Source organism: Tessaracoccus defluvii (assembly GCF_014489575.1).
Classification (GTDB): Bacteria; Actinomycetota; Actinomycetes; order Propionibacteriales; family Propionibacteriaceae; genus Arachnia; species Arachnia defluvii.
Window position 1 is genome coordinate 3,383,314 of record NZ_CP060789.1, and the last position, 24,134, is coordinate 3,407,447.

Annotated in this window: 19 protein-coding genes and 3 pseudogenes; 11 read left to right on the plus strand and 11 right to left on the minus strand. The window is 70.0% G+C overall.

Annotated features, from left to right (window positions below; all coding sequences use genetic code 11):
* The first annotated feature begins 86 nt into the window (after positions 1-86).
* Positions 87-1,886 (plus strand): ABC transporter ATP-binding protein, encoded by a 1,800-nt coding sequence (locus tag H9L22_RS15985; protein ID WP_187720770.1) that lies wholly within the window; start codon positions 87-89, stop codon positions 1,884-1,886.
* Positions 1,887-1,940: 54 nt separating this feature from the next.
* Complete coding sequence (locus H9L22_RS15990; RefSeq protein ID WP_187720771.1) at positions 1,941-3,104, plus strand: DUF2207 domain-containing protein; 1,164 nt, start codon at positions 1,941-1,943, stop codon at positions 3,102-3,104.
* A gap of 324 nt (positions 3,105-3,428) precedes the next feature.
* Here the strand turns inward: H9L22_RS15990 and H9L22_RS19210 are convergent, their stop codons facing one another.
* Together H9L22_RS19210 and H9L22_RS19215 are read right to left on the minus strand one after the other, a co-directional pair.
* Positions 3,429-3,926 (minus strand): NAD(P)/FAD-dependent oxidoreductase, encoded by a 498-nt coding sequence (locus H9L22_RS19210; RefSeq protein ID WP_226965926.1) that lies wholly within the window; start codon positions 3,924-3,926, stop codon positions 3,429-3,431.
* Complete coding sequence (locus H9L22_RS19215) at positions 3,923-4,534, minus strand: FAD-dependent oxidoreductase (protein ID WP_226965927.1); 612 nt, start codon at positions 4,532-4,534, stop codon at positions 3,923-3,925. The genes H9L22_RS19210 and H9L22_RS19215 overlap by 4 nt, the downstream gene beginning before the upstream one ends.
* A gap of 120 nt (positions 4,535-4,654) precedes the next feature.
* Here H9L22_RS19215 and H9L22_RS16000 point away from each other — a divergent pair, with 120 nt between their 5' ends.
* From H9L22_RS16000 to H9L22_RS16030, 8 genes are all read left to right on the plus strand, one after another.
* Complete coding sequence (locus H9L22_RS16000; protein ID WP_226965928.1) at positions 4,655-6,211, plus strand: apiosidase-like domain-containing protein; 1,557 nt, start codon at positions 4,655-4,657, stop codon at positions 6,209-6,211.
* 16 nt (positions 6,212-6,227) lie between these two features.
* The gene (locus H9L22_RS19220; RefSeq protein WP_226965929.1) at positions 6,228-8,009 is read left to right on the plus strand and encodes a glycoside hydrolase family 2 TIM barrel-domain containing protein; all 1,782 of its coding nucleotides are present in this window, start codon (positions 6,228-6,230) and stop codon (positions 8,007-8,009) included.
* The gene (locus H9L22_RS19225) at positions 7,976-9,154 is read left to right on the plus strand and encodes a beta-galactosidase small subunit-related protein (RefSeq protein WP_226965930.1); all 1,179 of its coding nucleotides are present in this window, start codon (positions 7,976-7,978) and stop codon (positions 9,152-9,154) included. Before H9L22_RS19220 ends, H9L22_RS19225 begins: the two co-directional genes overlap by 34 nt.
* 127 nt (positions 9,155-9,281) lie before the next feature.
* Positions 9,282-10,631, plus strand: coding sequence for an ABC transporter substrate-binding protein (locus H9L22_RS16010; protein ID WP_226965931.1), 1,350 nt, complete (start codon positions 9,282-9,284; stop codon positions 10,629-10,631).
* A 66-nt stretch (positions 10,632-10,697) separates the two neighbouring features.
* A complete protein-coding gene (locus H9L22_RS16015; RefSeq protein WP_187720772.1) occupies positions 10,698-11,579 on the plus strand; it encodes a carbohydrate ABC transporter permease in 882 nt (293 codons plus the stop codon).
* A 64-nt stretch (positions 11,580-11,643) separates the two neighbouring features.
* A complete protein-coding gene (locus H9L22_RS16020) occupies positions 11,644-12,483 on the plus strand; it encodes a carbohydrate ABC transporter permease (RefSeq protein ID WP_187720773.1) in 840 nt (279 codons plus the stop codon).
* Between the two features lie 18 nt (positions 12,484-12,501).
* On the plus strand, positions 12,502-12,864 hold the full coding sequence (locus H9L22_RS16025; protein ID WP_187720774.1) for a VanZ family protein: 363 nt from the start codon (positions 12,502-12,504) through the stop codon (positions 12,862-12,864).
* 176 nt (positions 12,865-13,040) lie between these two features.
* Positions 13,041-13,259, plus strand: coding sequence for an LPXTG cell wall anchor domain-containing protein (locus H9L22_RS16030; RefSeq protein ID WP_187720775.1), 219 nt, complete (start codon positions 13,041-13,043; stop codon positions 13,257-13,259).
* A gap of 168 nt (positions 13,260-13,427) precedes the next feature.
* On the opposite strand, the gene H9L22_RS16035 is transcribed toward H9L22_RS16030, so the two are convergent.
* From H9L22_RS16035 to H9L22_RS20635, 7 genes and pseudogenes are all read right to left on the minus strand, one after another.
* The gene (locus H9L22_RS16035; protein ID WP_187720776.1) at positions 13,428-16,676 is read right to left on the minus strand and encodes a family 78 glycoside hydrolase catalytic domain; all 3,249 of its coding nucleotides are present in this window, start codon (positions 16,674-16,676) and stop codon (positions 13,428-13,430) included.
* A complete protein-coding gene (locus H9L22_RS16040; RefSeq protein ID WP_264292636.1) occupies positions 16,673-17,344 on the minus strand; it encodes a nucleotide-binding domain containing protein in 672 nt (223 codons plus the stop codon). The genes H9L22_RS16035 and H9L22_RS16040 overlap by 4 nt, the downstream gene beginning before the upstream one ends.
* Positions 17,345-17,356: 12 nt before the next feature.
* Positions 17,357-17,581, minus strand: a pseudogene (locus H9L22_RS19890) (four-carbon acid sugar kinase family protein); the annotation flags it as partial.
* Entirely contained in the window at positions 17,479-17,928 is a 450-nt protein-coding gene (locus H9L22_RS16045; protein WP_187720778.1) for a four-carbon acid sugar kinase family protein, read from the minus strand. The gene H9L22_RS16045 and the pseudogene H9L22_RS19890, both read right to left, overlap by 103 nt.
* A pseudogene (locus H9L22_RS16050) lies at positions 17,928-19,168 on the minus strand (ribulose-bisphosphate carboxylase large subunit family protein). Before H9L22_RS16050 ends, H9L22_RS16045 begins: the two are co-directional and overlap by 1 nt.
* 14 nt (positions 19,169-19,182) lie before the next feature.
* Positions 19,183-20,598, minus strand: coding sequence for a glycoside hydrolase family 127 protein (locus tag H9L22_RS16060; RefSeq protein ID WP_264292637.1), 1,416 nt, complete (start codon positions 20,596-20,598; stop codon positions 19,183-19,185).
* Positions 20,553-21,167, minus strand: a pseudogene (locus tag H9L22_RS20635) (beta-L-arabinofuranosidase domain-containing protein); the annotation flags it as partial. The pseudogene H9L22_RS20635 and the gene H9L22_RS16060, both read right to left, overlap by 46 nt.
* Before the next feature lie 96 nt (positions 21,168-21,263).
* Here H9L22_RS20635 and H9L22_RS16065 point away from each other — a divergent pair.
* Positions 21,264-22,241 (plus strand): sugar-binding transcriptional regulator, encoded by a 978-nt coding sequence (locus tag H9L22_RS16065; RefSeq protein ID WP_226965932.1) that lies wholly within the window; start codon positions 21,264-21,266, stop codon positions 22,239-22,241.
* Between the two features lie 24 nt (positions 22,242-22,265).
* Here the strand turns inward: H9L22_RS16065 and H9L22_RS16070 are convergent, their stop codons facing one another.
* On the minus strand, positions 22,266-22,790 hold the full coding sequence (locus H9L22_RS16070; protein ID WP_187720781.1) for a hypothetical protein: 525 nt from the start codon (positions 22,788-22,790) through the stop codon (positions 22,266-22,268).
* A 162-nt stretch (positions 22,791-22,952) separates the two neighbouring features.
* Positions 22,953-24,080: a YihY/virulence factor BrkB family protein gene (locus H9L22_RS16075; protein ID WP_187720782.1), complete on the minus strand. Its 1,128-nt coding sequence runs from the start codon at positions 24,078-24,080 to the stop codon at positions 22,953-22,955.
* Positions 24,081-24,134: the final 54 nt, after the last annotated feature.

Sequence of the window (24,134 nt, forward strand, 5' to 3'; positions counted from 1 at the left end):
ACGAGGTGCGCGCCTAGGCGCGAACCTGCGTCATGTGGACCCCGGGGTGGTAAGGGGTAGAGTGCCCGGCGAAGGAGTGAGCCTCAGTGCGCAGCATCGCCAAGATCATGACCACGGCCAGTCAGTTGTGGCCCCTCTACCTCGCCGTCGTCATCGGCGCCGTCGCGACCTCCGCGACGGCGCTGCTGACGCCGTTCGTCATCGCCCGGGCGACCGACACCGTCGTCGATATCGCGGAGGGACGCGGCGGCTCGGTCGCCGACCTGATGTGGCTGGCGGTGCTCCTGCTCGTCGTCGCGCTCGCAAACTCGGCGATCACCAACATCGCCGGCTACTTCGGCGACGTGATGTCGGTGCGGCTGCGCACGATCCTGTCGACGAGCTACTACCGCAAGCTGCTGCGGCTGCCGCAGCGTTACTACGACAACGAGTTGACCGGGACGATCATCTCCAGGCTGAACCGGTCGATCACGTCGATCACGGACTTCCTGCAGATCTTCGCCAACGGCTTCTTCCCGACGGTGGTGACGCTGCTCGCGGTGCTCGTCATCACGGCGTTCTACTCGCCGTGGATCTCCCTGCTGCTGATCATCATCTACCCGACCTTCGTGTGGCTGACGGCGCTCACATCGCGCAAGTGGCAGGTGTGGGAGAAGCAGAAGAACGACCACTACGACATCTCCGGCGGCCGGTTCTCCGAGGTCATCGGCCAGATGCGCGTCGTGAAGTCGTTCGTCACCGAGCGCCGCGAGGCCGACTCCTTCCACCAGCACTACAGCGACGCCGTCGTTCTCACGAAGCAGCAGTCGCGCTTCTGGCACAGCATGGACATGTGGCGCCGCAGCGCCCTGGACGTCGTCTTCTTCGTCATCTACGCGATCATCTTCTGGCAGACGGCGACCGGCCAGTACTCCGTCGGCACCATGGTGCTGCTCATCCAGCTGACCAGCATGGCGCGCCAGCCCGTCACGTCCATGAGCTACTGGGTCGACGCGACCCAGCGCGCCGTCGCCGGCAGCCTGGAGTACTTCAAGGTCATGGACAAGATCGACGAGCCCAACAACCCGCTCGAGGCGGCGCCGGTCGCGCGGGTCGGATGGAGCGACGACGACCCCGTCATCGAGTTCGACGGCGTCGACTTCGGCTACTCGGACTCCGACGAGCTCGTCCTGCGCGGCATCAACCTGCAGGTCAACCGCGGCGAGCGGATCGCTTTCGTCGGCGAATCTGGCGGCGGGAAGACGACGCTGGTCAACCTGATCATGAAGCTCTACCCGGTCACTGCCGGAGTCGTCCGGGTGCACGGGCAATCCGTCGCGGAGGTGCCGACAGCGGCCCTGCGCCGCGAGGTCGGCGTCGTGTTCCAGGATGCGAGCCTCTTCTCCGGCACGATCCGCGAGAACATGGCCTACGGCCTGGGCGACGTCACCGACGAGCAGCTGGAGACGGCGGCCCGCCGTGCCAACGCGAGCGGCTTCATCGGCTCTCTGCACGACCGGTTCGATACCGAGATCGGTGAGCGGGGAGTCAAGCTGTCGGGCGGGCAGAAGCAGCGGCTCTCGGTCGCCCGCGCCCTCCTCAAGGACGCGCCGATCCTGATCCTCGATGAGGCGACCAGTTCGCTCGACACCAAGTCCGAGCGGGCCGTGCAGGCCGGGCTCGAGGAGCTGATGGAGGGACGGACCACGCTGATCATCGCGCACCGCCTCTCGACCATCTCCTCGGTCGACCGGATCATCACACTCCGCGAGGGACGCATCGACGAGATCGGCACCCCGGCCGAGCTGGCCACCACCGGCGGCATCTACGCGGAACTGCTGGCGCTGCAGGGCGCCACGAGCAAGGCGGACAAGGCCAAGCTGGCCCGCTACGACATCGTGCGCTGATCGGTCACCCCTGATCGGTCGGGCCCGCGCCGTCGACCCGGCACAATGGAACCCATGACCCCCATGGACATCGGCTTCCTCACCATCGCGGTACTCGTCAGCGGCGTCCTGTTCGCGGCAGGGGCGGTCGCGAACCGCTTCTATCACGACCGGATCTTCGCGGACATCACGCCCGGCCTGGTGCCGCCGCCCGGGGTGCAGGGCAACGTCGTCAAGGTGCAGCCGGGCCGCGAGTACTCGGGCGAGGTCGCCGTCGCCTTCTCGCCGCCGCGGGGGATGACGCCCGGCCTGATCGGGACCATCGTCGACGGCAAAGCCGAGATGCGCGACATCACCGCCACGATCGTCGACCTTGCCGTGCGGGGCTGGCTGAAGATCGAGGCGATCCAGGCGGAGGCCGAGGCGAAGGATCCGAAGAAGAAGGCCCGCGACTGGAAGATCACCCTGTCGGCGACCGCGCCGGCCGACCAGCTCACCCCGTTCGAGACGCGGCTGCTGGAGTCGATACGGTCGATGCGCGGCGCCGCAGCCGGAGCCGGAGTGCTGATGAGTGACTGGACCAGGCAGCGCGGCGACGACCTGCGGGGCCTGCAGCAGAGCCTGTACGCCGAGACGGTGGCGGCAGGCTGGTACGAGAAGAGCCCGGCGCCGCGGTCGTCGTTCGGCTGCCTGTCGATCCTCGGCTATCTCGCGGTCGCCGCCTACCTGCTGGCCATGTTCGCCAACGGGGTCACGGTCTGGTCGATCGTGAGCGCCGTCGTCATCATCTCCTCGATCGTGTTCTTTAAGAAGAAGTTCTCGGCCCGCGTGCCGCGCACGGCCGTCGGCACCGCCGTCCAGATCCAGGCGCTCGGGTTCAAGAAGTACCTCGCCACCGCCGAGGCGGAGCAGTTCTCCTTCGAGGAGGCCGCCGGCATCTTCAGCCGCTACCTGCCGTACGCCCTGGTATTCGGGGTGGCGGCGCACTGGGCGAAGGTCTTCGGCGAGGTCGCCAAGGCGAGCAGTGAGATCGGCGGCGAGGATCTCTTCGACGGGCTGATGTGGATGGATGTCGGCTTCGACATGGCCTGGACGATGTCGATGTTCGGCGACGGCGGGTTCGACGGGCTGTTCGACATCGAGGGCATGGTCGGCGGGCTCGGCGACGTCGCTGAGGGCCTCGGAGGCTTCGTCGAGGGTATCGGCGACTTCATCTCGGACATCGACTTCGACTTCTGAGGTCACGCCGTTCGCCGTTCGCTGTTCGCCCTTCGAGACGCTCGCTGGCGCTCGCTCCTCAGGGAGCGCCTTCGAGACGCTCGCTGGCGCTCGCTCCTCAGGGGCCGGTGTTCCCTGAGCTTGTCGAAGGGTCGCTCCTCAGGGGCCGGTGTTCCCTGAGCTTGTCGAAGGGTCGATCCTCAGGGGCCCCGAGCACGAATCTCCGCTGAGCCGCCGCTGCGTGCATATGCGCGTAGCCGCGGCTCCAGCCAGCGCAATGCTCGTTGGAGCCAGATTTGTGCACGGGGTGTGGGGCCCTTCGAGACGCTCGCTGGCGCTCGCTCCTCAGGGGCCGACGCTCAGCTGGTCCCGCACCGCCAGCGCCGCGACCCGACCCGCCCGCGTCGCCCCGATCGTCGACGCCGACGGGCCGTAGCCCACGAAGTGGATCCGCCGGTCCCTGGTCGCCGTCGTGAACGTGTGCGGGTCCCGCGGCGCCTCCAACTGGATGCCGCCCGCGTCCCCCCGGAGCCGCAGGAGCCGCAGGTGCGCCACGCTCGGACGGAAGCCCGTCGCCCACACGATCGCGTCGGCGGGCTCGAACGAGCCGTCAGCCCAGCGGACGCCGTCCGCCTCGACGCGGGTGAACATCGGCCGCCTCGCCGCGTAGATCCCGAGTTCCGCCGCCCGTCGCTCCTGCGGGCGCAGCATCAGGCCCGTGACGCTGACCACCGACTTCGGAGGGAGGCCGCGACGCACCCGCTCCTCGACGAGGGCGACGGCCTCGCGCCCCGCCTCCGGGTCGAAGTCGCCGGTGCGCCACACGGGGGTCCGCCGCGTCACCCACGCGATGCTCCCGGCGATGTCCGCCAGTTCCCCGATGAACTGCACCGCCGACGCCCGCCGCCGACGACGACCACGCGCAGGCCGCGGAAGAACTCCGGCCCGGGGTAGCCGGCGGTGTGGAACTGGGGGCCGCGGAAACCGCGGGCACCGGGATAGAACGGCAGGAACGGCGTGTCCCACGTGCCGGTGGCGTTGACGATGGAGCGGGCTCGCCAGCAGCCCGCCGTCGTCGTCACCACGAGCGGCGCGTCAGGGCCGGGGGCCTCGGGTGCGACCGAGGTGACCCTCACGGGCCGCTCGACCGGCAGGCCGAGCCGGGCCTCGTACTCGCCGAAGTAGGCCGGGACGGTGACGTTCGCGCGGGCGGCCGGATCGAAGTCGGGCACCGGCATCCCGGGGAGGTCGGCGACGCCGTGCACATCGTGCATCGTCAGCGAGTCCCAGCGGTGCTGCCAGGCGCCGCCGGGGGCGTCGTTGGCATCGAGGACGACGAAGTCGAGGGCGAGCCGCTGCAGGTGGTAGGCGGCCGAGAGCCCGGCCTGGCCGGCGCCGATGACGACGGCGTCGAGCAGCGGGAGGTCAGCGGAGGTGCCGGGTGCTGGCATGTCGTCGAGCCTACCCAGCGCGGCGCGGGACCCGGCTGGTGCAACGGCGGCAACAAGGTTGACAACGGCGCCACCGCACCCAAGACTGTGGATACCTGTGCGTCTATGAATGGATATGCAATGTTGCCCACCGGGATGACGTTCCCCACCCGCACCACGCGCTGGCACGTCGCCGAGTTCCGCCTCCCCACCTCGGGGCCGCGCATCGTCCCCGCGCCCTCCGCGAGGCCGCCGATCCTGCTCCGGTTCTCGCACCCCTCAGGCCTCGCCATGGCGGTCGAGGGATTCGATGACGGCGACGGCGGCTGCGTCGTCCGCTGGGCAGCCCCGGAAGAGGGGCGCTGGGAGTGGAATGCGGAGAGTCCCCACCCGGAGCTCGACGGCCTCACCGGCGTCGTCGATGTCGATCCCGCCGTGGGGGCCGCCGGGTCGCACGCCCACGGCCCGGTGCGGGCTGTCGGCTTCCACTTCGCGCACGCGGACGGCACGCCCTTCCGGCCCTTCGGCAGCACCGCCTACAACCTGCTCCACCAGAGCGACGACGCCATCCGCGAGACCATCGACGACCTCGCCGCCGCCGGCTTCAACAAGCTGCGGTTCATGGTGTTCCCGCAGGCGGGTGACTACGTCGTCCGCACCCCGGAGGTGATGCCGTTGGAGCGGACCGCCGACGGCGGGTGGGACGCCTCGCGCCCCGTGCCGGAGTTCTTCCGCCGCCTCGACCGGACCGTCGAACTCCTGGGTGCGGCAGGCATTCAGGCCGAGGTGCTCCTCCTCGACGCCTACGACAACGACGCCTACGGCCTCAACCGCCTCACCGAGGACGAGGATGCCCGTTACCTGCGCCACGTCGTCGCCCGGCTGGCGGCGCACCCACACGTCTGGTGGTCGCTGTGCAACGAGTACGACCTCCTCGACCGCCCGGACGAGCGCTGGGACAGGGCGGGGGAGCTGGTCCGCGCGCTCGACCCCTACGACCATCCGCGCTCGATCCACAACTGGCGCCGTCTCTACGACAATCGGCGGCCCTGGATCACGCATTCGTCTATCCAGCAGGGGCAGGCCGCGGACGACGCGGGCCGGGTCGGGCTGTTCCGCGACGTCTACGGCAAGGCCGTCATCCTCGACGAGATCTGCTACGAGGGCGACATCGCCCTGCGCTGGGGCCGCCTGACGGGGCGGCAACTCGTGCACAGGTTCTGGACCACGATCTGCGGCGGCGCCTACGCATCGCACGGCGAGAGCTTCGAGCGGGAGGACGGCAGTCTGCACATGGTCGCCGGCGGACGGCTGCAGGGGGAGTCCCCGCGACGCCTCGCCTTCCTGCGCAGCATCCTTGACGAGATCGGCGGGGCGGGCCTGGAGCCTGTCGACAGCTGGTGGGACGACGAGTTCGTGGTCGGCATCCCCGGCCGGGCCTACCTGCGCTACCTCGGCGACACGCACCCGGGCGGTTGGACGTTCCGGCTGCCGCAGGGACTGCTGGGAGAGCGGCTCGAGCCCGGCCAGCGCTACGCCGTCGACGTCATCGACACGTGGGAGATGACCGTCGCGCCGGTGGACGCCGTGTTCGAGCTCGACGAGGTGGGGCGCAACGAGTCCTATGCGCGGGCTGCCGAGCCTGTCGCGCTGCCGCCGACGGCGCCCGTGGCGCTGCGCATCCGCCGCCTGCCCTGACCCCGAGGAGACAACCGTGCACACCACCCCCCTGAACTCCGTCCTTCCCGGCGAGGGGCGGCGCGCCCCGCGGGCCGACGCCGTCACCGATGCGCGAACCCAGTCGCTGAACGGGCGCTGGAGGTTCCGCCTGTCGCCGACCGCCGCGGGTAGCGGCGGCGGCTTCGTCGCCGACGACTTCGACGACACCGCGTGGGACACCATTCGCGTGCCGTCGCACTGGGTGCTGGAACCCGTCACCCCGCCGGGGGCCGACGGGCCCCGGTCCCTGCTCGGCACCGCCGACGGTCCGCTGTACACCAACACGGCGTTCCCGATCCCGCTCGACCCGCCGCACATCCCGGAGGAGAACCCGACCGGCGACTACCGCCTCGAATTCGACACCGACATCGCCGCCGGCGTGCTCCGGTTCCAGGGTGTCGACTCCTGCGCCACCGTCTGGCTCAACGGGGAGCGGCTCGGCTGGACGACCGGAAGCAGGCTCCAGACCGAGTTCGACGTCCGGCCCCGCCCCGGCCGCAACGTCCTGGCCGTCCGGGTGCACCGCTGGTCGCCCGGAACCTATCTCGAGGACCAGGACATGTGGTGGCTCCCCGGCATCTTCCGGGACGTCGAGCTGATCGAGCGGCTTCCCGGCACGATCGACGACCACTTCGTCCATGCCGACTACAACCATCAGACGGGCCTGGGCACGCTGCGGGTCGACGCCGATGCTGCGGCCGTCGTCACGATCCCCGAGCTCGACCTCGTGCTGGCGGCGGGCGAGACCGCCACGGTCGCCGTCGAACCATGGAGCGCGGAATCCCCACGCCTCTACCGCGGGACGCTCGCCACCGGGACGGAGTCCGTCACCCTTGCCATCGGGTTCCGCCGGGTCACGATCGACGACGGCCGGCTGCTGGTCAACGGGGCGCCGGTCTTCTTCCGGGGCGTCAACCGCCACGAGCAGGACTGGGAGCGCGGCCGGACTTTGGACCGCGACACCATGCTGCGCGACATCCTCGAGATGAAGCGCCACAACATCAACGCCGTCCGGACCAGCCACTACCCGCCGCACCCGGACTTCCTACGGTTGTGCGACGAGATCGGGCTGTGGGTGGTCGAGGAGTGCGACCTGGAGACCCACGGGTTCATCTACGCCGGTTGGGAGGGCAACCCGCCCACCGAACCGCAGTGGCTACCCGCGATGCTCGACCGCATCCAGCGGATGGTCGAACGCGACAAGAACCGCCCCAGCGTCGTCATCTGGTCGATGGCCAACGAGTCGTGGACGGGCGCCAACTTCGACGCGTTGGAGGCGTGGATCCGCGACCGGGATCCCTCCCGCCCGATCCTCTACGAGCGCGACCCCAGCTACCGGAACTCCGACTTCTACTCGGTCATGTACCCGGACCTGGAGCGTCTCGAGGCCATCGGCCGCCGCGAGGAGGAGCGCCCCGACGGCGTGAGCGACGAGGAGGACGCCCGGCGCAGGACGCTGCCGTTCCTGCTGTGCGAGTACGCGCACGCCATGGGGAACGGTCCCGGCTCGCTGCACGACTACCACCGCATCATGCGGTCCCACCCCCGCATCTGCGGCGGTTTCGTGTGGGAGTGGATCGACCACGGCTTCCGCCACGTCGACGGTGCCGGAAACGAGTTCGTCATGCACGGCGGCGACGTCGCCTATCGTCCCAACGGGGGCCGCTACTGCTTGGACGGCCTGCTGTTCGCTGACCGGACCCCGGGCCCGGGCTGGCCGAACTGGCCGCCGTCCTGCAGCCGGTGGAGATCGGGGCGGCCGACGACGGGGTGCTGATCCGCAACGCCCAGGACTTCGTCGACACCTCGTCGCTGCGCTTCGAATGGCTGCTGGAGCATGACGGCGTCCGCGTCGGTGGCGGTGACCTTGCCGTCCCCGTCCTCGCGCCCGGTGAGGCGGCGACCCTCCCGCTCCCGGCGCACCCCGGGGCGGCGCCGGGCGACTGGTGGCTGACGGTCCGGGGGCTGCAGCGCGAGGACACCGCCTGGGCTCCGGCCGGGCACCTCGTCGCGCGCGGCCAGTGGGCTCTGGCCCGGACGGCTCCCGCTCCCGCGGCCGGAAGCCCTGTCGCGCCGCGGCAGGGCGACGGGGTCGTGTTCCTCGGCCCGGGGGAGTTCGACGCCGCCTCCGGTGCGCTGATCCGGCTCGGCGGGGTGCCCGTCGACGGTCCCCGCCTTGACCTCTACCGGGCCCCCACCGAGAACGACCGGGGCCAGGGGGAGCGCAACAACCTTGCCGCCGTCTGGACGGCGGTCGGGCTCGACCGCCTCCAGCACCGCACGGACGGCGTGCGGATCCGGGACGACGGTCTGGAGGTCGTCGTGCGCACATCCTCGTCGACGCATCCGCACGCCGCCGACACCGTCCTGCGCTGGTCGTGCGTGGACGACGTGCTGCACCTGAGCGTCACCGTGGACTTCGTCGGTCCCTGGCGCGACACCCCGTACATGCATCGCGACATCGTCGTCCCGCGGCTGGGGCTGCGGCTCGGGCTGCCGGGCGGCTACGGGCGGGCGGAGTGGTTCGGGCTCGGACCGCAGGAGAGCTACGTCGACTCGACGGCGGCGGCGGTCGTGGGGCGGCACGCGTCCACCATCGACGACCTGCAGGTCGACTATCCGACCCCCCAGGAGAACGGCAACCGGATGGGGACGCGCTGGCTCACGCTGGCAGGCGACGGGCTGCCGACGCTGCGGTTCCTCGGACCGGACGAGTTCGCCTTCACCGCGCGTCGCTGGACGAGCGAGGCGCTGGAGCGCGCCCGGCATCCGCAGGACCTCGTCGACAGCGGGCGTGTCTGGCTGAACCTGGACCACGCGCAGCAGGGCATCGGGTCCGCCTCGGTCGGCCCGGCGCTGCCCGAGCGCTATCGCGTCCCGCTCACGCGGGCGAGCTGGACGGTCACCTTCGCCGTCGACTGATCATTCGTAATTGAATCGTTATGATACGTGGCCGGATCTGTGCTAGCCTCGTCACTAATGAATAGATTCTCATTGATGAGTGTCTAGCCAGGCCCTGAAAATCCTTGCGTCGAGGAGGACGTCCGACATGAACAAGATCACTGCCCGCGTTGGCAAGTGGGCGCTGGTGGCTGCGGCCATCGCCATGCCCCTGACCGCCTGCGGCACGACCGGGGAGGGCGCCGACCCCGGCACCACCCCCACCGGCGGCGCCCAGACCACTGCCGGCTCCGCCGCGACCGGCAAGGACGGGAAGACGTTCACCGTCCAGACCGCCAACGAGAATCCCGCGCTGCGTGAACACCTCGAGGCGCTGGCGGGGAACCAGTGCAAGGCCGAGAACGAGGCCCTGCCCATCGAGATGCTGACGGTCGCCCAGGCCGACGTCGTGCAGAAGGTCACGCTGCTGGCCTCGCAGGGGGCCATGCCCGCCCACAGCATCGCCGGCACCGCCATGGTCCGCCCCGACGGCGACCTCGGCGCCGCGAAGCTCGTCATCAACCTGAGCGACGTCGGTGCCCTGGACAACGTCCTGCCCGCGGCCGTCTCCACGGAGGAGAAGGTCTACGGCGGCGTCGTCTCGATGCCGTACCAGTACAACATCGAGGGCATCTTCTACAACAAGCAGATCTTCGCTGACAACGGCATCGAGGAGCCCCAGACCTGGGACGAGTTCGTCGCCATCTCGGAGAAGCTGCAGGCGGCCGGCGTCACCCCGATCTCGCAGGCAGGTGCCGCAGGCTGGCCGCTGACGCGGGTCATCGGCATGTACATCCAGCGCAACGTCGGACCGGAGGCCATGGCCGACATTCGTGACGACAAGGCCAAGCTGACCGACGAGGCCTATGTGGCAGGCGCCAAGGCGTTCGCCGACTACGCCGCGAAGGGCTACTTCGGCGAGGGCGTCTCCAGCCGCGACATGGACCAGGCGCAGAACATGTTCCTGTCCGGCAAGGCCGCCATGTTCTACGACGGCACCTGGTTCCTCAGCGCCATCAACGACCCCGACCGCAACACGATCGGCGCCGAGAACGTCGGCTTCATGCCGTTCCCGGCCGTCGACGGCGGCAAGGGCAGCATCGACCAGTACCCGGCCAACGCGGGCGCCCCGATGGTCTTCTCGTCGGACGCCTACGGCCCGAAGACCGAGGCTTGGGTCAAGTGCATCGCCGCGAACTACGGCCAGGAGGCGCTGCAGAGCACCGGCACCATCTCCGGCTTCAAGGTCAACGGCGAGGTGACCGACCTCTCGCCGAACACGGCCGAGATCCAGGAGCGGATCGCCGGCATCGACGAGACCGTGCTGTGGTTCGAGGCCCTGTTCGACCCCAAGTCGAACTCGCTCGCCTCGACCAACATGACGCTCCTGGTGACGGGCCAGATGTCCGCTGAGGACTACATGGCCCAGCTCCAGAAGAGCATCGACGAGAACCGCTGATCGCGATCCCGGCCCGGCTCCCCGTGAGCCGGGCCGGGCCGACAGGCACCCAGTCGAAGGAGACACGTGAACTCGATCTTCGGTGACCGTAGGACGGTCATCATTCTGCTCGCCCCGGCGCTGCTGGTGTACACCCTGCTGAAGGTGGTCCCGGTGCTGTGGTCGTTCGGCCTGTCCTTCTTCGAGGGCAACTCCCTGCGGGGCTTCACGTTCGTGGGGATCGACAACTTCGTCGCGTTCCTCGGCGACGATGCCGCCATCCAGTCGCTGAAGGTGAGCGTCAGCTTCGCCATCATCGCGACGATCGGCCAGGTCACGCTGGGCTACCTGCTGGCGCTCCTGTACGTCTTCGGCCTGCGCAAGGGTTCGACCCTGTTGCGCACCATCGTGTTCTTCCCGGCCATCCTGCCGACCGTGGCCGTCGCGCTGCTGTTCAAGAGCTTCGTCGCGGTCGGGGACAACCAGGGCCCCGTCAACGACATCATCAACTTCTTCGGCGGGCCGAGCGTCGAGGTGCTCGCCACGACCTACGGCACGATGCTGACGGCGATCGTGATGACCCTGTGGACGTCCATGGGCTTCTACGCGATTCTGCTCTTCGCCGGCCTCCTGGACATCCCCGAGGAGGTGCTTGAGTCGGCACGCCTCGACGGAGCCAACGGCTGGCGCCTCATCCGCCACATCGTGCTGCCCCTGTCGCTGCCGATCCTCATGTCGTCGCTGATCTTCAGCCTCAACTCGACGCTGAAGGTGTTCGACAGCCTTCTGGCCCTCAACAACGGCGGGCCGGGAACGTCGACGGCGCCGCTGACGCTCTACATGTACCGCACATCCTTCGAGTACGCCGAGTACGGGTACGGATCCACCATCGCGATGGTGCTGACCCTGCTCTGTCTGGTGTTCACGCTGGCGATCTTCAAGTCGTCGCGCAAGCCGGTTGAGGAGTGACCGTGACCACAACCACCGCCCCTGCCGCCCCGTGCGGGACCGCAGCAGCCGCAGCGCGCAGAACATGAGAACCCTGCGCCGGGCGCTGCGTCGGCTCCCGATCTGGATCGGCGTGACGATCCTGCTGGTCGTCGTGCTCTACCCACAGATCTGGATGATCCTGGGGTCCTTCAAGAGCCAGAGCGAATTCCTCTCCAACCCGGCGCTGTCGCTGCCGTCGGAGTGGCGCTTCGACAACTACGTCGCCGCGTTGACCACCGGCAACATCGGCATCAACTACATGAACAGCATCATCGTGACGATCCCGTCGGTGATCATGATCGTGTTCATCGGCGTGGCTGCCGGGTACGCCCTCGAGATCATGGTCTGGAAGGGCCGCGGCGGTGTGCTGCTGTACATCCTCGCCGGCATCATGGTGCCCGGGCAGATGATCCTGGTGCCGCTGTTCATCACGTACTTCAAGATCGGGATCACCGACTCGTATCTTCCGCTGATCCTGACCTACACGGCCATGGGCCTGCCGCTGACGACGTTCCTCATGGCCACCTACTTCCGGTCGGTGCCCCGGAGCGTGTTCGAGGCGGCGACGGTGGACGGCTGCGGCCCGCTGCGCTCGTTCTTCGTCCTCGGCATCCCGCTGATGAAGAACGCCATCTTCACCGTCGGCACCGTCCAGTTCTTCAGCGTCTGGAACGATCTGCTCATCGCGCTGACATTCACGACGCGGCCGGCGATGGCCACGATCCAGGTCGGCCTCTTGAGCCTCGGCGACGAGTACGGCTCCACGCAGTACGGCCCCCTGTTCGCAGCCGTCAGCCTCAACATTCTGGTGCTGATGACCGTGTTCATCCTGCTCAACAAGCGGATCATGGCCGGCATGGCCGCGGGCGCCGTCAAGGGGTGACCCGCTAGGTTCGATCCCATGAGGGGGCGACGGATCCGATGGGCGCTGCTGGGCATGGCCCTGGTGCTCCAGGCCGTCGCCCTCTATTCGCCCGGGTCGTCGGGCCCGCCTCTCATCACGATCCCGCACGCCGACAAGGTGGTCCATGCCGCGCTGTTCGCGGTGCCGGCGTACCTGATCCGGCGGCTGACGGTGTCGTGGTGGCCGGTCGTCGCGCTCGCGGCGCACGCCGTCGTGAGCGAGCTGATCCAGGGGGCGTGGCTCCCGAACCGGGCGGGCGATCCGTTCGACCTGCTCGCCGACGGCGTCGGCATTGGTCTGGGGGTCTGGGCTGCCACATGGGTGAACGGCCGATCGCGAGCGGGGTCGTCTCGCGGGTGAGAGGTCGTTCCTGAGTTGGGCCGCCCCCGATCACCCTGCCGAGGCCCACGAGCTGCAACGCCGACTCACGGTCGCATCCACCCGCCCCGATACCGGTCCGGTCACGGTTCACGGGTTCCCGTGTCGCCGCGGAGAAACCAGGCAAGAATCAGGGCAGCGGCGAAGGGCGGTTCCTGATGAGATCTGTTGAGCGGGTCGACCTGAAGAGGACCGGGCGGCGCGTCGTTCCTGGGCTGGTCGTGATTCTGCTCGGCCTGGTGGTCGTCGGCGCGACCACGACGTTCAGCTGCTCGGAGGCGTCCTGCGGGCCGACAACGGCTCCGCTCGCCGTCCTCTTCGCCGTCGCCGCCGTCGTGGTCGGAGGGGTTCTCCTGTTCAGGCGTAGGCGTCGCTGACGGCGTCTTTCGTAGCCCTGGCTGGGCGCGTGTCTGACCCGGCGTGCACAAATCTGGCTCTTCCGAGCATTGCGCTGGCTGGAGCCGCCGCTATGCGCATATGCACACAGCGGCGGCTCCATGGAGATTCGTGCCCGTGGGGCGCGGCGCGTCTGTTCTCAGAGTGTCTCAGAGCGTCGCGACCTGCGGCTTCTCGATCGTGATCGCGTACCGACCCGGCCCGACGACCTGGTCGTCGACCCCGGTCACCGTCGACTCTCCCGTCACCGGCAGCCACAGCTCGGCCGTGCTGCCCACCGGGACCTCCAGGTCGATCTCCAGGCGATCCTCCGCCAGGCGCCAGTCGATCGACAAGCGGCCGGTGGCCGCCTCGATCGACGCCTTCGCCCAGGTGATCGACGCCGTCGGCCGAGGCGCGACGACGATCCGACGGTAGCCCGGCTCCACCGGATCCGGCGCGAGGCCGGCCACCGTGCGGTAGACCCAGTCGATCATCGCGCCGTACGCGTAGTGGTTGAACGACAGCATGGAGCCGCCGTCGGCGATGTCCATCTCGCCGCCATGGATGGAGCCGTCCTCGCGGATGGCGTCCCAGCGCTCCCACACGGTCGTCGCCCCACGGTCCACCTGGTACAGCCACGACGGCGACTCGCGCCGCAGCAGCAGCCGGTAGGCCTGGTCGAGGTGGCCGTTTCCGGACAGCGCCGACAGCACCAGCGGCGTCCCGAGGAAGCCCGTCTCGATCCGGCCGTCGGTCGCGTCGACCCGCTCCGCCAGGGCGGCGGCCACCGCGGCCCGCTCGTCGTCCGGGCACAGCCCGAACTCCAGGGCCAGGGCGGCGCCGGTCTGGGTGGCGTAGGCCACCGATCCCCAGCGTCGCCACGTCTCGGCGGCCACCTCGTCCGCGCGGGCGTGCAGGGCAGCCGAACGCTCCGCGTCGCCGACGAGGTCCTCCGTCCAGGCGAGGATACGCAGCGACTGCACGTAGAACGCGTTGGCGACGTAGTCGACGTCGGTCTTCGCGTCCCAGGGGCGGTCGCCGGGGGCGTCCGGGTCGAGCCAGTCGCCGTACTGGAACGGCTCGTGGGGCAGGACCCCGCCGTCGGCACGGGCCTCGAGCGAGTCGATCCAGCGACGCATGGAGTCGAGCTGGAGGCGCAGCGGCAGGGTGTCGCCGTACGACTCGTAGACGCTCCAGGGCACGATGGTGGCCGCGTCGGCCCAGCCGGCCCGGCCCATCGACTCGACAGGCCCCTGACCGAAGACCAGGTCGTCCGGGCCGACAATGTTGGGCACGACGGAGGCGACGGCGCCGTCGGGGCCCTGGTCGATGGCCAGGTCACGCAGCCACGACGTCCAGAACGACCGGGCCTGCACCAGCGTGCTGGCCGTCAGCGCGAACGCCTGCGCGTCCCCCGTCCAGCCGAGGCGTTCGTCGCGCTGCGGGCAGTCGGTCGGTACCGACAGGAAGTTGCCGCGCAGAGACCAGCCGACGTTGCGGTGGAACTGCGTCAGCGCCTCGTGGGAACACTCGAACGTCGAGCGGACCGGCAGGTCGCTGCTGACGGCGATCGCGGTGGCCGAGAGCACCGTCGCGGTCGTCTCGACCTGCGCGTAGCGGAAGCCGTGGAACGTGAACGCAGGCTCGAGCACCTCGCGGCCGCCGGCGAGCACGTACGTGTCGGTCGCCTTGGCGGTCCGCAGCGCGGCCGTGTGCAGGTCGCCGGACGGCTCGAGGATCTCGGCGTGGCGGATGGTGACGACGTCGCCGCGGGTGCCCTCGACCTCGAGGCGTACCCAGCCGCTCAGGTTCTGGCCCGAGTCGAACTGGATCCCGTCCGGCCGCTGGGTGGCGGCCATGGGGCGCTCCTCGATCACGCGGATCGGCTCGGCGATCCGGGGCTCGAAGGTGCTGAGATCGTCTGCGAGCACAGTGCACGAGGCCCAGGCGGAGTCGTCGAAGCCGGGCTCGGAGAAGCCCGTGGCGGTCAGTGTCAGATCGGTGACGGTGCCGTCGTAGATGCTGGAGCTGCGGACGGAGCCGAAGCCGCCGCGCCACTGCCCGTCCGAGGCGATGGTCATCGTGGTGCCGTCGGCCAGCTCCATCTCGAGTTGCACAAGGGCAGCCAGGTCGTGTCCATAGAGGTCGGTCCGGCCGGTCCAGCCGATGCGGCCGCGGTACCAGCCGTCGGCGAGGCGCACGCCGATGGCGTTGCGGCCGGGACGCAGCAGGGCCGTCACGTCGTGCGTGGCGATGACGGTGCGGGCCTGGTGGCTCGTCCAGCCGGGGGCCAGGTATTCGTCGTCGGTGCGGGCGCCGTTGAGCTCACACTCGTAGAGGCCGTGGGCCGAGACGCGCAGCACTGCACGGCGGACCGGGCCGGGGATGTCGAACTCGCGGCGCAGGTGCGGGGCGGGCCCCTCGGTCTCGGAGGCGATCCCGACGAGGCGGGCCTCCAGATCCGCGCCGGCGACGCCGGCCTCGACGGTGAGTGCATCGGACCAGGCGCCCCAGCCCTCGCCGTCACGGAGACGCACGGCGTAGCGGCGGCGGTCGCGGGGAGCCAGCGGCCCACCGGGAGCGGGGACGGGGCCGACGGCGACGCCGTCGACCGGCTCAGCCACCTGCCACTGCCCACCCTGGTCGGCGTGGCGCAGCTGATATCCGGTGGCGGGCGCGGTGGTCCGCCAGGTGAGCTGGATGTCGCCCGCGGGCACGCCCAGCAGGCCGGCCGGATACTGGGAGGCGAGGTCGAGTGCGGCCGGCCTGCCCGAAGTGACGAACGACGCGAAGCGCGCCACCCCGAGCTCGGGGCTTGTCAGAACGGGGACGGCGACGCTCACCTTGGCGGCGGCCCGGGCCGCGGAGGCCTGGGCGAGGACGATCACATCGGCGGAGTCGGCTGCCGCTACGATGGCGGCCCCGACGAGGGCGTCGTGGCGGTCGCCGTCACCTGCGACGACGGCGTCGAAGGCACCTTCGACGAGGACACGGTCGATGGCGGGCGAGAGCCCCTGCAACTCGGCGCGTTCGCGGATCAGCCGGATGGTGGGCTCGAGCGTGGTCGGCAGCGTCGCGATGACGGCGATCCGTTCGCCCGCCGCGGCGGTGTCGGCCATGGCCTCGTCGATCCGCAGGACAGGAAGTCCGGCGGCCCGCTGCACGTCGCCGGCCAGCCCCGAGATGGACGAGCACGTGAACATCAGGGCGTCGGCGCCGGCCTCGCGGGCCTCGACGGCGAGCGCGATCAGGCGCCCGGGCACGGTCGCGGCGACGTCGCCACCCTCGGTGAGGTCGCGCACCACCGTCGGGTCCAACAGGCTGAGCACCTCGGCCTCGGGGAGCGCCTCGTGCGCCAGGGCCTCGATGCCGGGGATCACCACCGCACCGGTGTGGAGGAAAGCGATCTTGGTCACAGCGACTCCTTCGTCAGGTCGGTCAGGTCGGAGGTCCGGCCCGCGAGCCGGTTGAACAGGTCTTCGGGGCCCACCTGGCCACCCTTGAGCACCACGCGCGCGCCGTCCACCCAGGAGGATCCCACGAGCCGCGAGATCGGCACGTTGCCGGCGACGACCGCATCGATCTCCAGCGCGTCCGCGCCGCTACCGCGCACCAGACGACTCGACGTGTCGCCGCCGCAGACCACCACCAGGGGGTCGCCGGCCGCGCGCGCCTCGCGCCAGAGTGACTCGAAGAGCGCGGCGATGCGGGCAAGCAGGCCGGGGCCCGACAGTTCGCGCGTGTGGATGATCGCCCGCCCCCTCGCCGACAGCGCGTCGAGCGCCCAGCGGGCCAGGCCTGCCGGATCGGCAAGGTCGGCGTCCGCCGCGGCGCGGCAGGGCCAGCCGTCCTCCTCCGCCACGGCGATCTGGCGTGCCGTGAGGGGCTCTGGCTCCCCGCGAGCACCAGCACAGGGCCGGGGGCAGGGCCGCGTCCTCGTCCGTGCCGGTGTCAGGGGAGCCGAGGTGGAGCCCGACGGCGCGGCTGAGCCCGCCCGATCCCAGCGCGAAGACCGTCCCCGGTGCCACGCCGAGGACGAGCCCCCGGCCGCGCGCAGGTCGTCGTCTTCCAGAGCGTCGAGCACGACGACCCCTTCGCCGGTCAGCGGGCCGCCCGCGGCATAGGTCGTGCGCGGCCGGCTGGTCACTGGCCGCCCGGTCTGGCGGGCGAGGAACACCGTGAGGTCCGCCTCATCGATGGGGGTGCTGGGATGCCGGCTCATCGTCGGATGCCTGTCGAGCCGGTGGACGGCGCCGCCCTGGGCAGCGAAGTGGGTGCCGAAGAGCGTGTAGCGGCCGAAATCGGGCTGCGCGAAGAGCGCAGGGACGAGCCCCTGTCCGAGCAGATCCGCGCCGGCCTCCGCCGCCCAGCCGAGACTCCCGACCGTGGGGAGGAGTCGACGGTGGAGCAGGCCTTGTACTGCAGGACACGCGGCCGCAGGGCCGCCAACGCGCCCAGAGCTGGGGTGACCTCCGCGGCCATGTCGGCGGTCGGCAGCGAACGCGCGGTCCCCGCGACCCCCAGGACGGCGGCCCCCGCGTATCGGGCGATGAGGTCCGGGTCGACGCGCAGGACGAGCGGGCCGACGAGGCCGCAGCGGCGGAGCTGCAGCAGCACGTCGGTCGCGCCGGTGAAGTCGTCGGCGTAGAACCCCACCGCCGCAGTCATCAGCCGAACCTGTCGATGGCGTGCTGCAGCGACGGCACGCGTGCCGCGCGGGCCGCCAGAGACTCGCCGGCCACGGCCGCGTCCCACGCCGCGCGCATGCTCTCGACACCCCCGGCGGCGCCGTCGGGATGCCCATGGATGCCGCCGCCGGCCAACGTCAGCAGGTCGGTGCTGCCGACGGCCGCGTACGTCTCGTGCGCCACGCCGGCCCACTGCCCCGACGACAGGACGGGGACCGTGACGTTGCCGCCCAGCAGTGGGGTGCGCACGTCGGTGATCGCGGCGATCACTTCGGCGTCGGACTCGTAGAACTTGTTGTGCAGCCCGTTGGTGTGCAGGTGGTCGACGCCGCTCAGACGGGCCAGCTTCTGGTAGGCGCGGAAGTGGATGCCGACCTGGGGGAGCGGGTGATGGCGCCGAACATGGTGCGGTGGCCGTGGATGGCGACCTGCGAGTGCCGCCGCAGCCATTCGACGCCGGCCAGCCCCACGAGGTTGATGCAGGCCATCACGCACGTGCCGCCCGCGGCGACGACGAGGTCGTGGTTCCGGCGCATGGTGTCAAGGTCGTCGGTGATGTTGAACGCGTACATCGGCATGCGGCCGGTCCGCTCGCGGTAGTCGAGCAGGACCGGCATGACGGCGGCGACGCGCTCGGCCAGCGGCGAGTGTGGGCCGTTGCCCTGTAGCTCGTCGTCCTTGATGAAGTCGATGCCAGCCTCCACCAACTCGCCGACGACCTCGGCCAGCTCCGCGGGGGCGAGCCCGATGCTCGGCTTGATGATGGTTCCGATCATGGCCCCGGTCGGACGGCCCATGGCCTCACGCGTGCCGGCCAACCCGAACGCCGGGCCGGGGTAGCGCTCGGCGAAGGCGGCCGGCAGGTCGAGGTCCATCAGCTTGATGGACGAGAACGGGCGCATCTCGAACAGGTTGCCGGCGACGGCCGCCTGCAGGTTGGGCAGCGAGGGGCCGAAGTTGTCGAGCGGGAACGACAGCCGGATCAGGGCCGCCCGCATGGGGCCGTCCGACGTGTTCGCGCCCGGCAGCGGCGTCCTGCCGCTCGGCTCCTGTTCCTCGATGCTGACGACCTGCGCGGCGAAGCGGGCCCGCAACTCGTCAGTCTCCCGCTCGACGCGCACGAAGGTGCCCGTCGACTGCTCGCCGGCCATGGCCTCGGCCGCGCGCTCCAACGGATCGGTGGTCTCCACCCAGTAGGTGGCCTCGACTGTCGCTGACATCGCGGGTTCTCCTTTCACCAGCGCAGGGGGAGCCAGACCGACATCTCCGACGCGCCGCGGTTCGCCCACGCCGCGTAGGGGATGAGCGTGACGGCGACGTCGGTCGGGTCGTCGGTCGGCAGATCGGCATACAGGGCATCGGGGTCGACGGCGGGTCTGCGGGCCGCGACCGTCGACAGCGTGACGATCTCGGCGCCGTCGATCGTGGCCGTGGCCTCGGTGAACTCGGCATGGCGGGGGATCAACAGGTCGCTGGGGCGGACGCCGTCGGGAAGGTCGGTCGATTCAACGCAGTAGACGACCGGGCCGCGCTGGATCGCAACCTGGTTGGTCGTCTCCTCGACCAACGCGTGGGAGACGAGCTTGCGGGCCGACAGGGGCAGCTCGAGGACAATCTCGTCGCCCACACTCCAGCCTCGGCGGACCTTGGCGTAGCGGCCGGGGATGGCGTCGACAGCCTCCCCGTTCAGGCTCAGCGTCGCTCCCACGGCCCAGGTAGGAACGCGGATCGCGAGCGTCGTGGGGCTCGACGGTGCCGCCGTCACGACGATCCGCACCGTGCCGGAACGCGGGTAGTCGGTGTGCTGCTCGACGGCCAGTTCGCCGTCGGCGGTTGTGACCGTGCCGCGGCCGCCCGCGTACTGGTGGATCATGAGACCGTCCGGCAGCGCCGAGTAGCAGTACTCGGACAGCCGGGCGATGGTGCGGACGATGTTGGGCGGGCAGCAGAAGCACGACAGGTAGCGCTGGCGCAGCCGCTCGTCCGACGGCGGCGGGGCGGGGACCGGATCCAGCGCCGTGTCGCCGGCACGACGCAGCGGGTAGGGAAGGTCGCCGACCTGGCGCAGAGGGTTGGTGTAGAAGTAGCCGGGGTCGCCGATGCCGATGCTGCCGAACAGCGTGTTGTTGACGGCGACTTCGATGGAGTCGGCGTAGCGGACCTCACCGGTGCGCAGCAGCATCCGCCACGACCACAGCATGTTGCCGATGGTGGCGCACGTCTCGTTGTGGGCCGTGATCTGCGGTAGCTGGTACGGCCGCCCGTAGGACTGGTGGACCTTGGTGATCTGCTCCTGCCAGGGGAACCCATCGGGGGAGGCCCCGTCGTAGAGGGCGCCGTGCCCACCCGTGAGGTATACCTTCGCGTTGGCGACGTCCTCCCAGAGCCGGGTGAGGCGGGCGGCGACGTCCTCGTCGGGTTCCTCGAGAAGCAGGTCTGCAATGCCGGCGTAGAGGTAGTTCGAGCGGACGGCGTGGCCGACGACGGCCTCCGTCTCAGCGAAGGTGAGCCGGTCCTGGTTGTCGTCGCCCCGAGTCCGCTGGCGGGGACACGGTCCCGCAAGGTGATGAGGTCCCTTGCCAGCTGCAGGTAGCGGGAGTCGCCGGTGGTGCGGAACAACTCGACAGTGCCCATGTAGTGGGAGGGGCAGATGGCGGAACGCGCGACCAGGTCGGGATTGTCGGCGATCAGGTTGATGAGGAAGCCTGCCGCGCGCTCGGCGACCGCCAGGAGGGTCGTCCGGCCGGTCACAGCGTGGTGCAGGCAGGCCGCGGTCATCAGGTGACCGAGGTTGTACGTCTCGAAGTTGAGCCGGTCGGCCAGCGTCTCGTCCGCGCCACGCTGCAGCTGGGCGATTTGCGTGGGGGTGTGCAGGTAGCCGTCGGCGCGTTGCGCCTCGGCGATCAGCGAGACCAGATCCTCCACGCAGGTATCCAGCTCCGGGTCATCGCCCTGTGCCAGGAGCGCGACGGCTGCCTCGAGCCACTTGTAGAGGTCGCCGTCCAGGAAGGGGGGGCCCTGGTGAGCGCCGTCGGCGCGACCGGTGGCCACCTCGAAGTTGTGACGGGCTCCGCTCAGTACATCGTCGAACAGGTCGTCGCGCATGGTGGGAACCGCGCGGTCACGAACATGCTCGAAGCGCTCGGCCCAGGGGCCGAAGGTGAGTGTCGCCGACCCCACGGGCAGCTGCGCCGAGGCGAGGGACGAAGTGTGCATCATTGAAACCTCCAGTGGCTATTTAACCATAGCCGCATGGATATGCACATTATGAACGGTCTACCCCTCCGGCACCCTCCGGCCGTGCTACCTTCAAGCGTGTCTCTCCGTGAAGCCCAGGAACGGCTGCCCCTGATCGTCAAGGTGGCGCGGCTCTACCACGAGCACGGGCTACGTCAGCCCGAGATCGCTGCCCGCCTCAACATGTCCCAGTCCCGCGTGTCGCGACTGCTGAAGGAGGGGCTCGAGACAGGAATCATCCGCACCATCGTCGTCGAGCCCGAGGGCATGTTCAGCCAACTCGAGGACCGCGTCTGCGCCGCGTTCGGGCTCCGCGACGTCGTCGTCGCCGGGGGCGTAGACGAGGAGAACGAGTCGGAGGCGGCGCTGCTCAGCGCCGTCGGCAGCGCCGGCGCCAGATACCTCGAGTCGACGATGCTGCCCACCGATCGCATCGGCCTGTCGTCCTGGTCGGCCTCCCTGCTCGCCGTTGTCGAGGCCATGACCCCGCGCACCACCCGCTCGGCCGAACGCATCGTGCAGGTCATCGGCGGCGTCGGAGAACCCCGTGCCCAGGTGCAGGCCACGCGCCTCGCCGATCGTCTCGCCCGGGTCACCGGCGCCGAGATCGACTATTTCCACGCTCCGGGCGTGGTCGCCAGCCAGGCCATCCGTGACTCCCTGCTGTCCGACCGGCAGATCAGCGGCGTGCGCGACGAATGGGAGCGCCTGACAATGGCGCTCGTCGGCATCGGCAGCGTCCAGCCGTCCGAACTGCTGGTCTCCTCGGGGAACACACTGCCGGAGGACGACCTGCGCTCACTCGCCGATCAGGGCGCCGTCGGCGACGTCTGCCTGAACTTCTTCGACTCCGACGGAGTGCTCGTCGAGTCCGACCTCGTCGGCCGGACCCTCGGTATCGACGCGGCCACGCTGAAGGCCATCCCGCGTCGAATCGGGGTCGCGGCCGGGCGGCGCAAGCTGGACGCGATCCGGGCCGCGCTGAAGGGCGGCTGGTGCGACGTGCTGATCACCGACTCGAACACCGCGGAGGCGCTGCTGCCGCCGGAGCAGTGATCCGGCGGCAGCAGCGATGGTCGATCAGCGGGAGACGGGGAACCGCTCCCAGACGCGGTGCTCCGCCAGCAACCCGGTCAGGTCAGCCAGGGCCTCCTGAGGGTCGGCGACGATGACACCGGGTGCCTTCGCGGGCACCGAGGCAGCCTCGAGGACCGTCGCGCAGTCGGGCACGACCGCGATGGCCTTGCAGTGCCGGAACATCTCGCCGACGATCTTCGTCACGCGGGGATCGACGGGAGTCGCACCCGGCTCGAAGCCGGCCTTCGCGTCGAAGCTGGGCAGTTCCTCCGGCTGCGGAGCGCCGAGCACCAGCAGTGAATCGAACTCGACCGACGCGGCAGTCAGGAGAGTGCGGTCGATCGCGACGTCACCGATCCTGCCGCCCCGGGGCGCCGTCACCAGAGGCATCATGCCAGCCGCCAGCACGGCCTCGCGGGCCTGCAGTACCGCCCCGGCGGGGGTGTCCGGGGCGACGATGAGCCCCACCTTCCGACCCTCCACCGGCCACGTGCCCCCCAGCTGCGAGATGGCGGGGCTGGGGATCACGTCGGCGGGCGCCTCGATGCTCGGCTCTGCTGGGAGGATTTCGGCGGCGGAGGCGGCACCGGCGCCGTCGGCTCCTCCAGCGGGGGATCGGCTATCCCCGGTCCGGCGAGAAGCGGTTCGGTGTGGTGGGGGTCTGGCTTGTCTGCCATGGGGTTCTCCTTGTCAGTGGGTGTCGAGTGGACCCTTGCGGTCCTTGTCAGCTTCGGATTGGCGGTCCTCCGGATCGGCGCGCAGCTCCCGGGCCTGGTCGACGAGCTTCTGGTTGCGGTCAGCGAGCTTCTCCGCCGCGGTCGTCTCGCGCGGAGGCAGCTGGATCGTCTCCTCGGCCGGCAGACCGCCCTGGAGCTGTCGTCCGCGTTCGATCTCCGCATCGATCTCGGCGCCCAGCAGCAGCACCGTGTTGATGATCCACAGCCCGAGCAGCAGCACGATCACCGACCCGATGACGCCGTAGGTGGCGTTGTAGGAGGCGAAGTTCGTCACGTAGACGGAGAAGAGCGCCACAGCGATCGCCGACGTGACCAGCGCGATGACGGCGCCCAGACTCACCCAGCGGAACCTGGGCTGCTTCACGTTGGGGCTGAAGTAGTACAGCATCGCGATGGCCACCACGGCCAGGGCCACCACGACCGGCCACTTGGCGATGTTCCAGATCAGGACAGTCGTCTCCCCGATCCCGATCAGGTTGCCGATGCTGCGGGCCACGGGGCCGGACAACACCAGCGCCACCACCATGAGCACGATGATTACGACGATGGCGACGGTGAGCAGCAGCATCTGCGGCTTGTGCTTCCAGAAGGGCCGGCCCTCCTCCACCTCGTAGATGCGGTTCATCGCGCGGGAGAAGGCACCGACGTAGCCCGAGGAGGCCCAGAGAGCGCCGAGGATGCCCGTGACGAGCGCCAGCCCGGCGCCGGACTGTGTGGCCAGGCCGGAGATGGGGCCGCTGAGGAGCTCCGAGACGTCCTCGGGGGCGAACTGGGCGATCCACTCGTTCAACGTCTCCGCTGTGCGTTCCCCCTGTCCGAACACGCCGAGCAGCGACACCACTGCCAGCAGCATCGGGAACAGCGACAGCACCGAGAAGAACGTCAGCCCGGCGGCGAGATCAGTCACCTTGTCCTTGGAGAACTCGGAGACCGCCCGCTTCGCGGCATAGAACCACGCGGGTCGACTCATGTCGGTGGGCGACTCGGGCTTGCGTGGATCGTCCGGGTACGGCGCGTTCGCGGCCTTGTCCCGGGTCTGCTTCACCGACTCGGGCGCTGCGGCCCCCCTAACGTCCGGCATCTGACCTCCCAGCTGAGAACGGACGCCGCCGCCGTGGGGGAGGGTCGGCGGCGG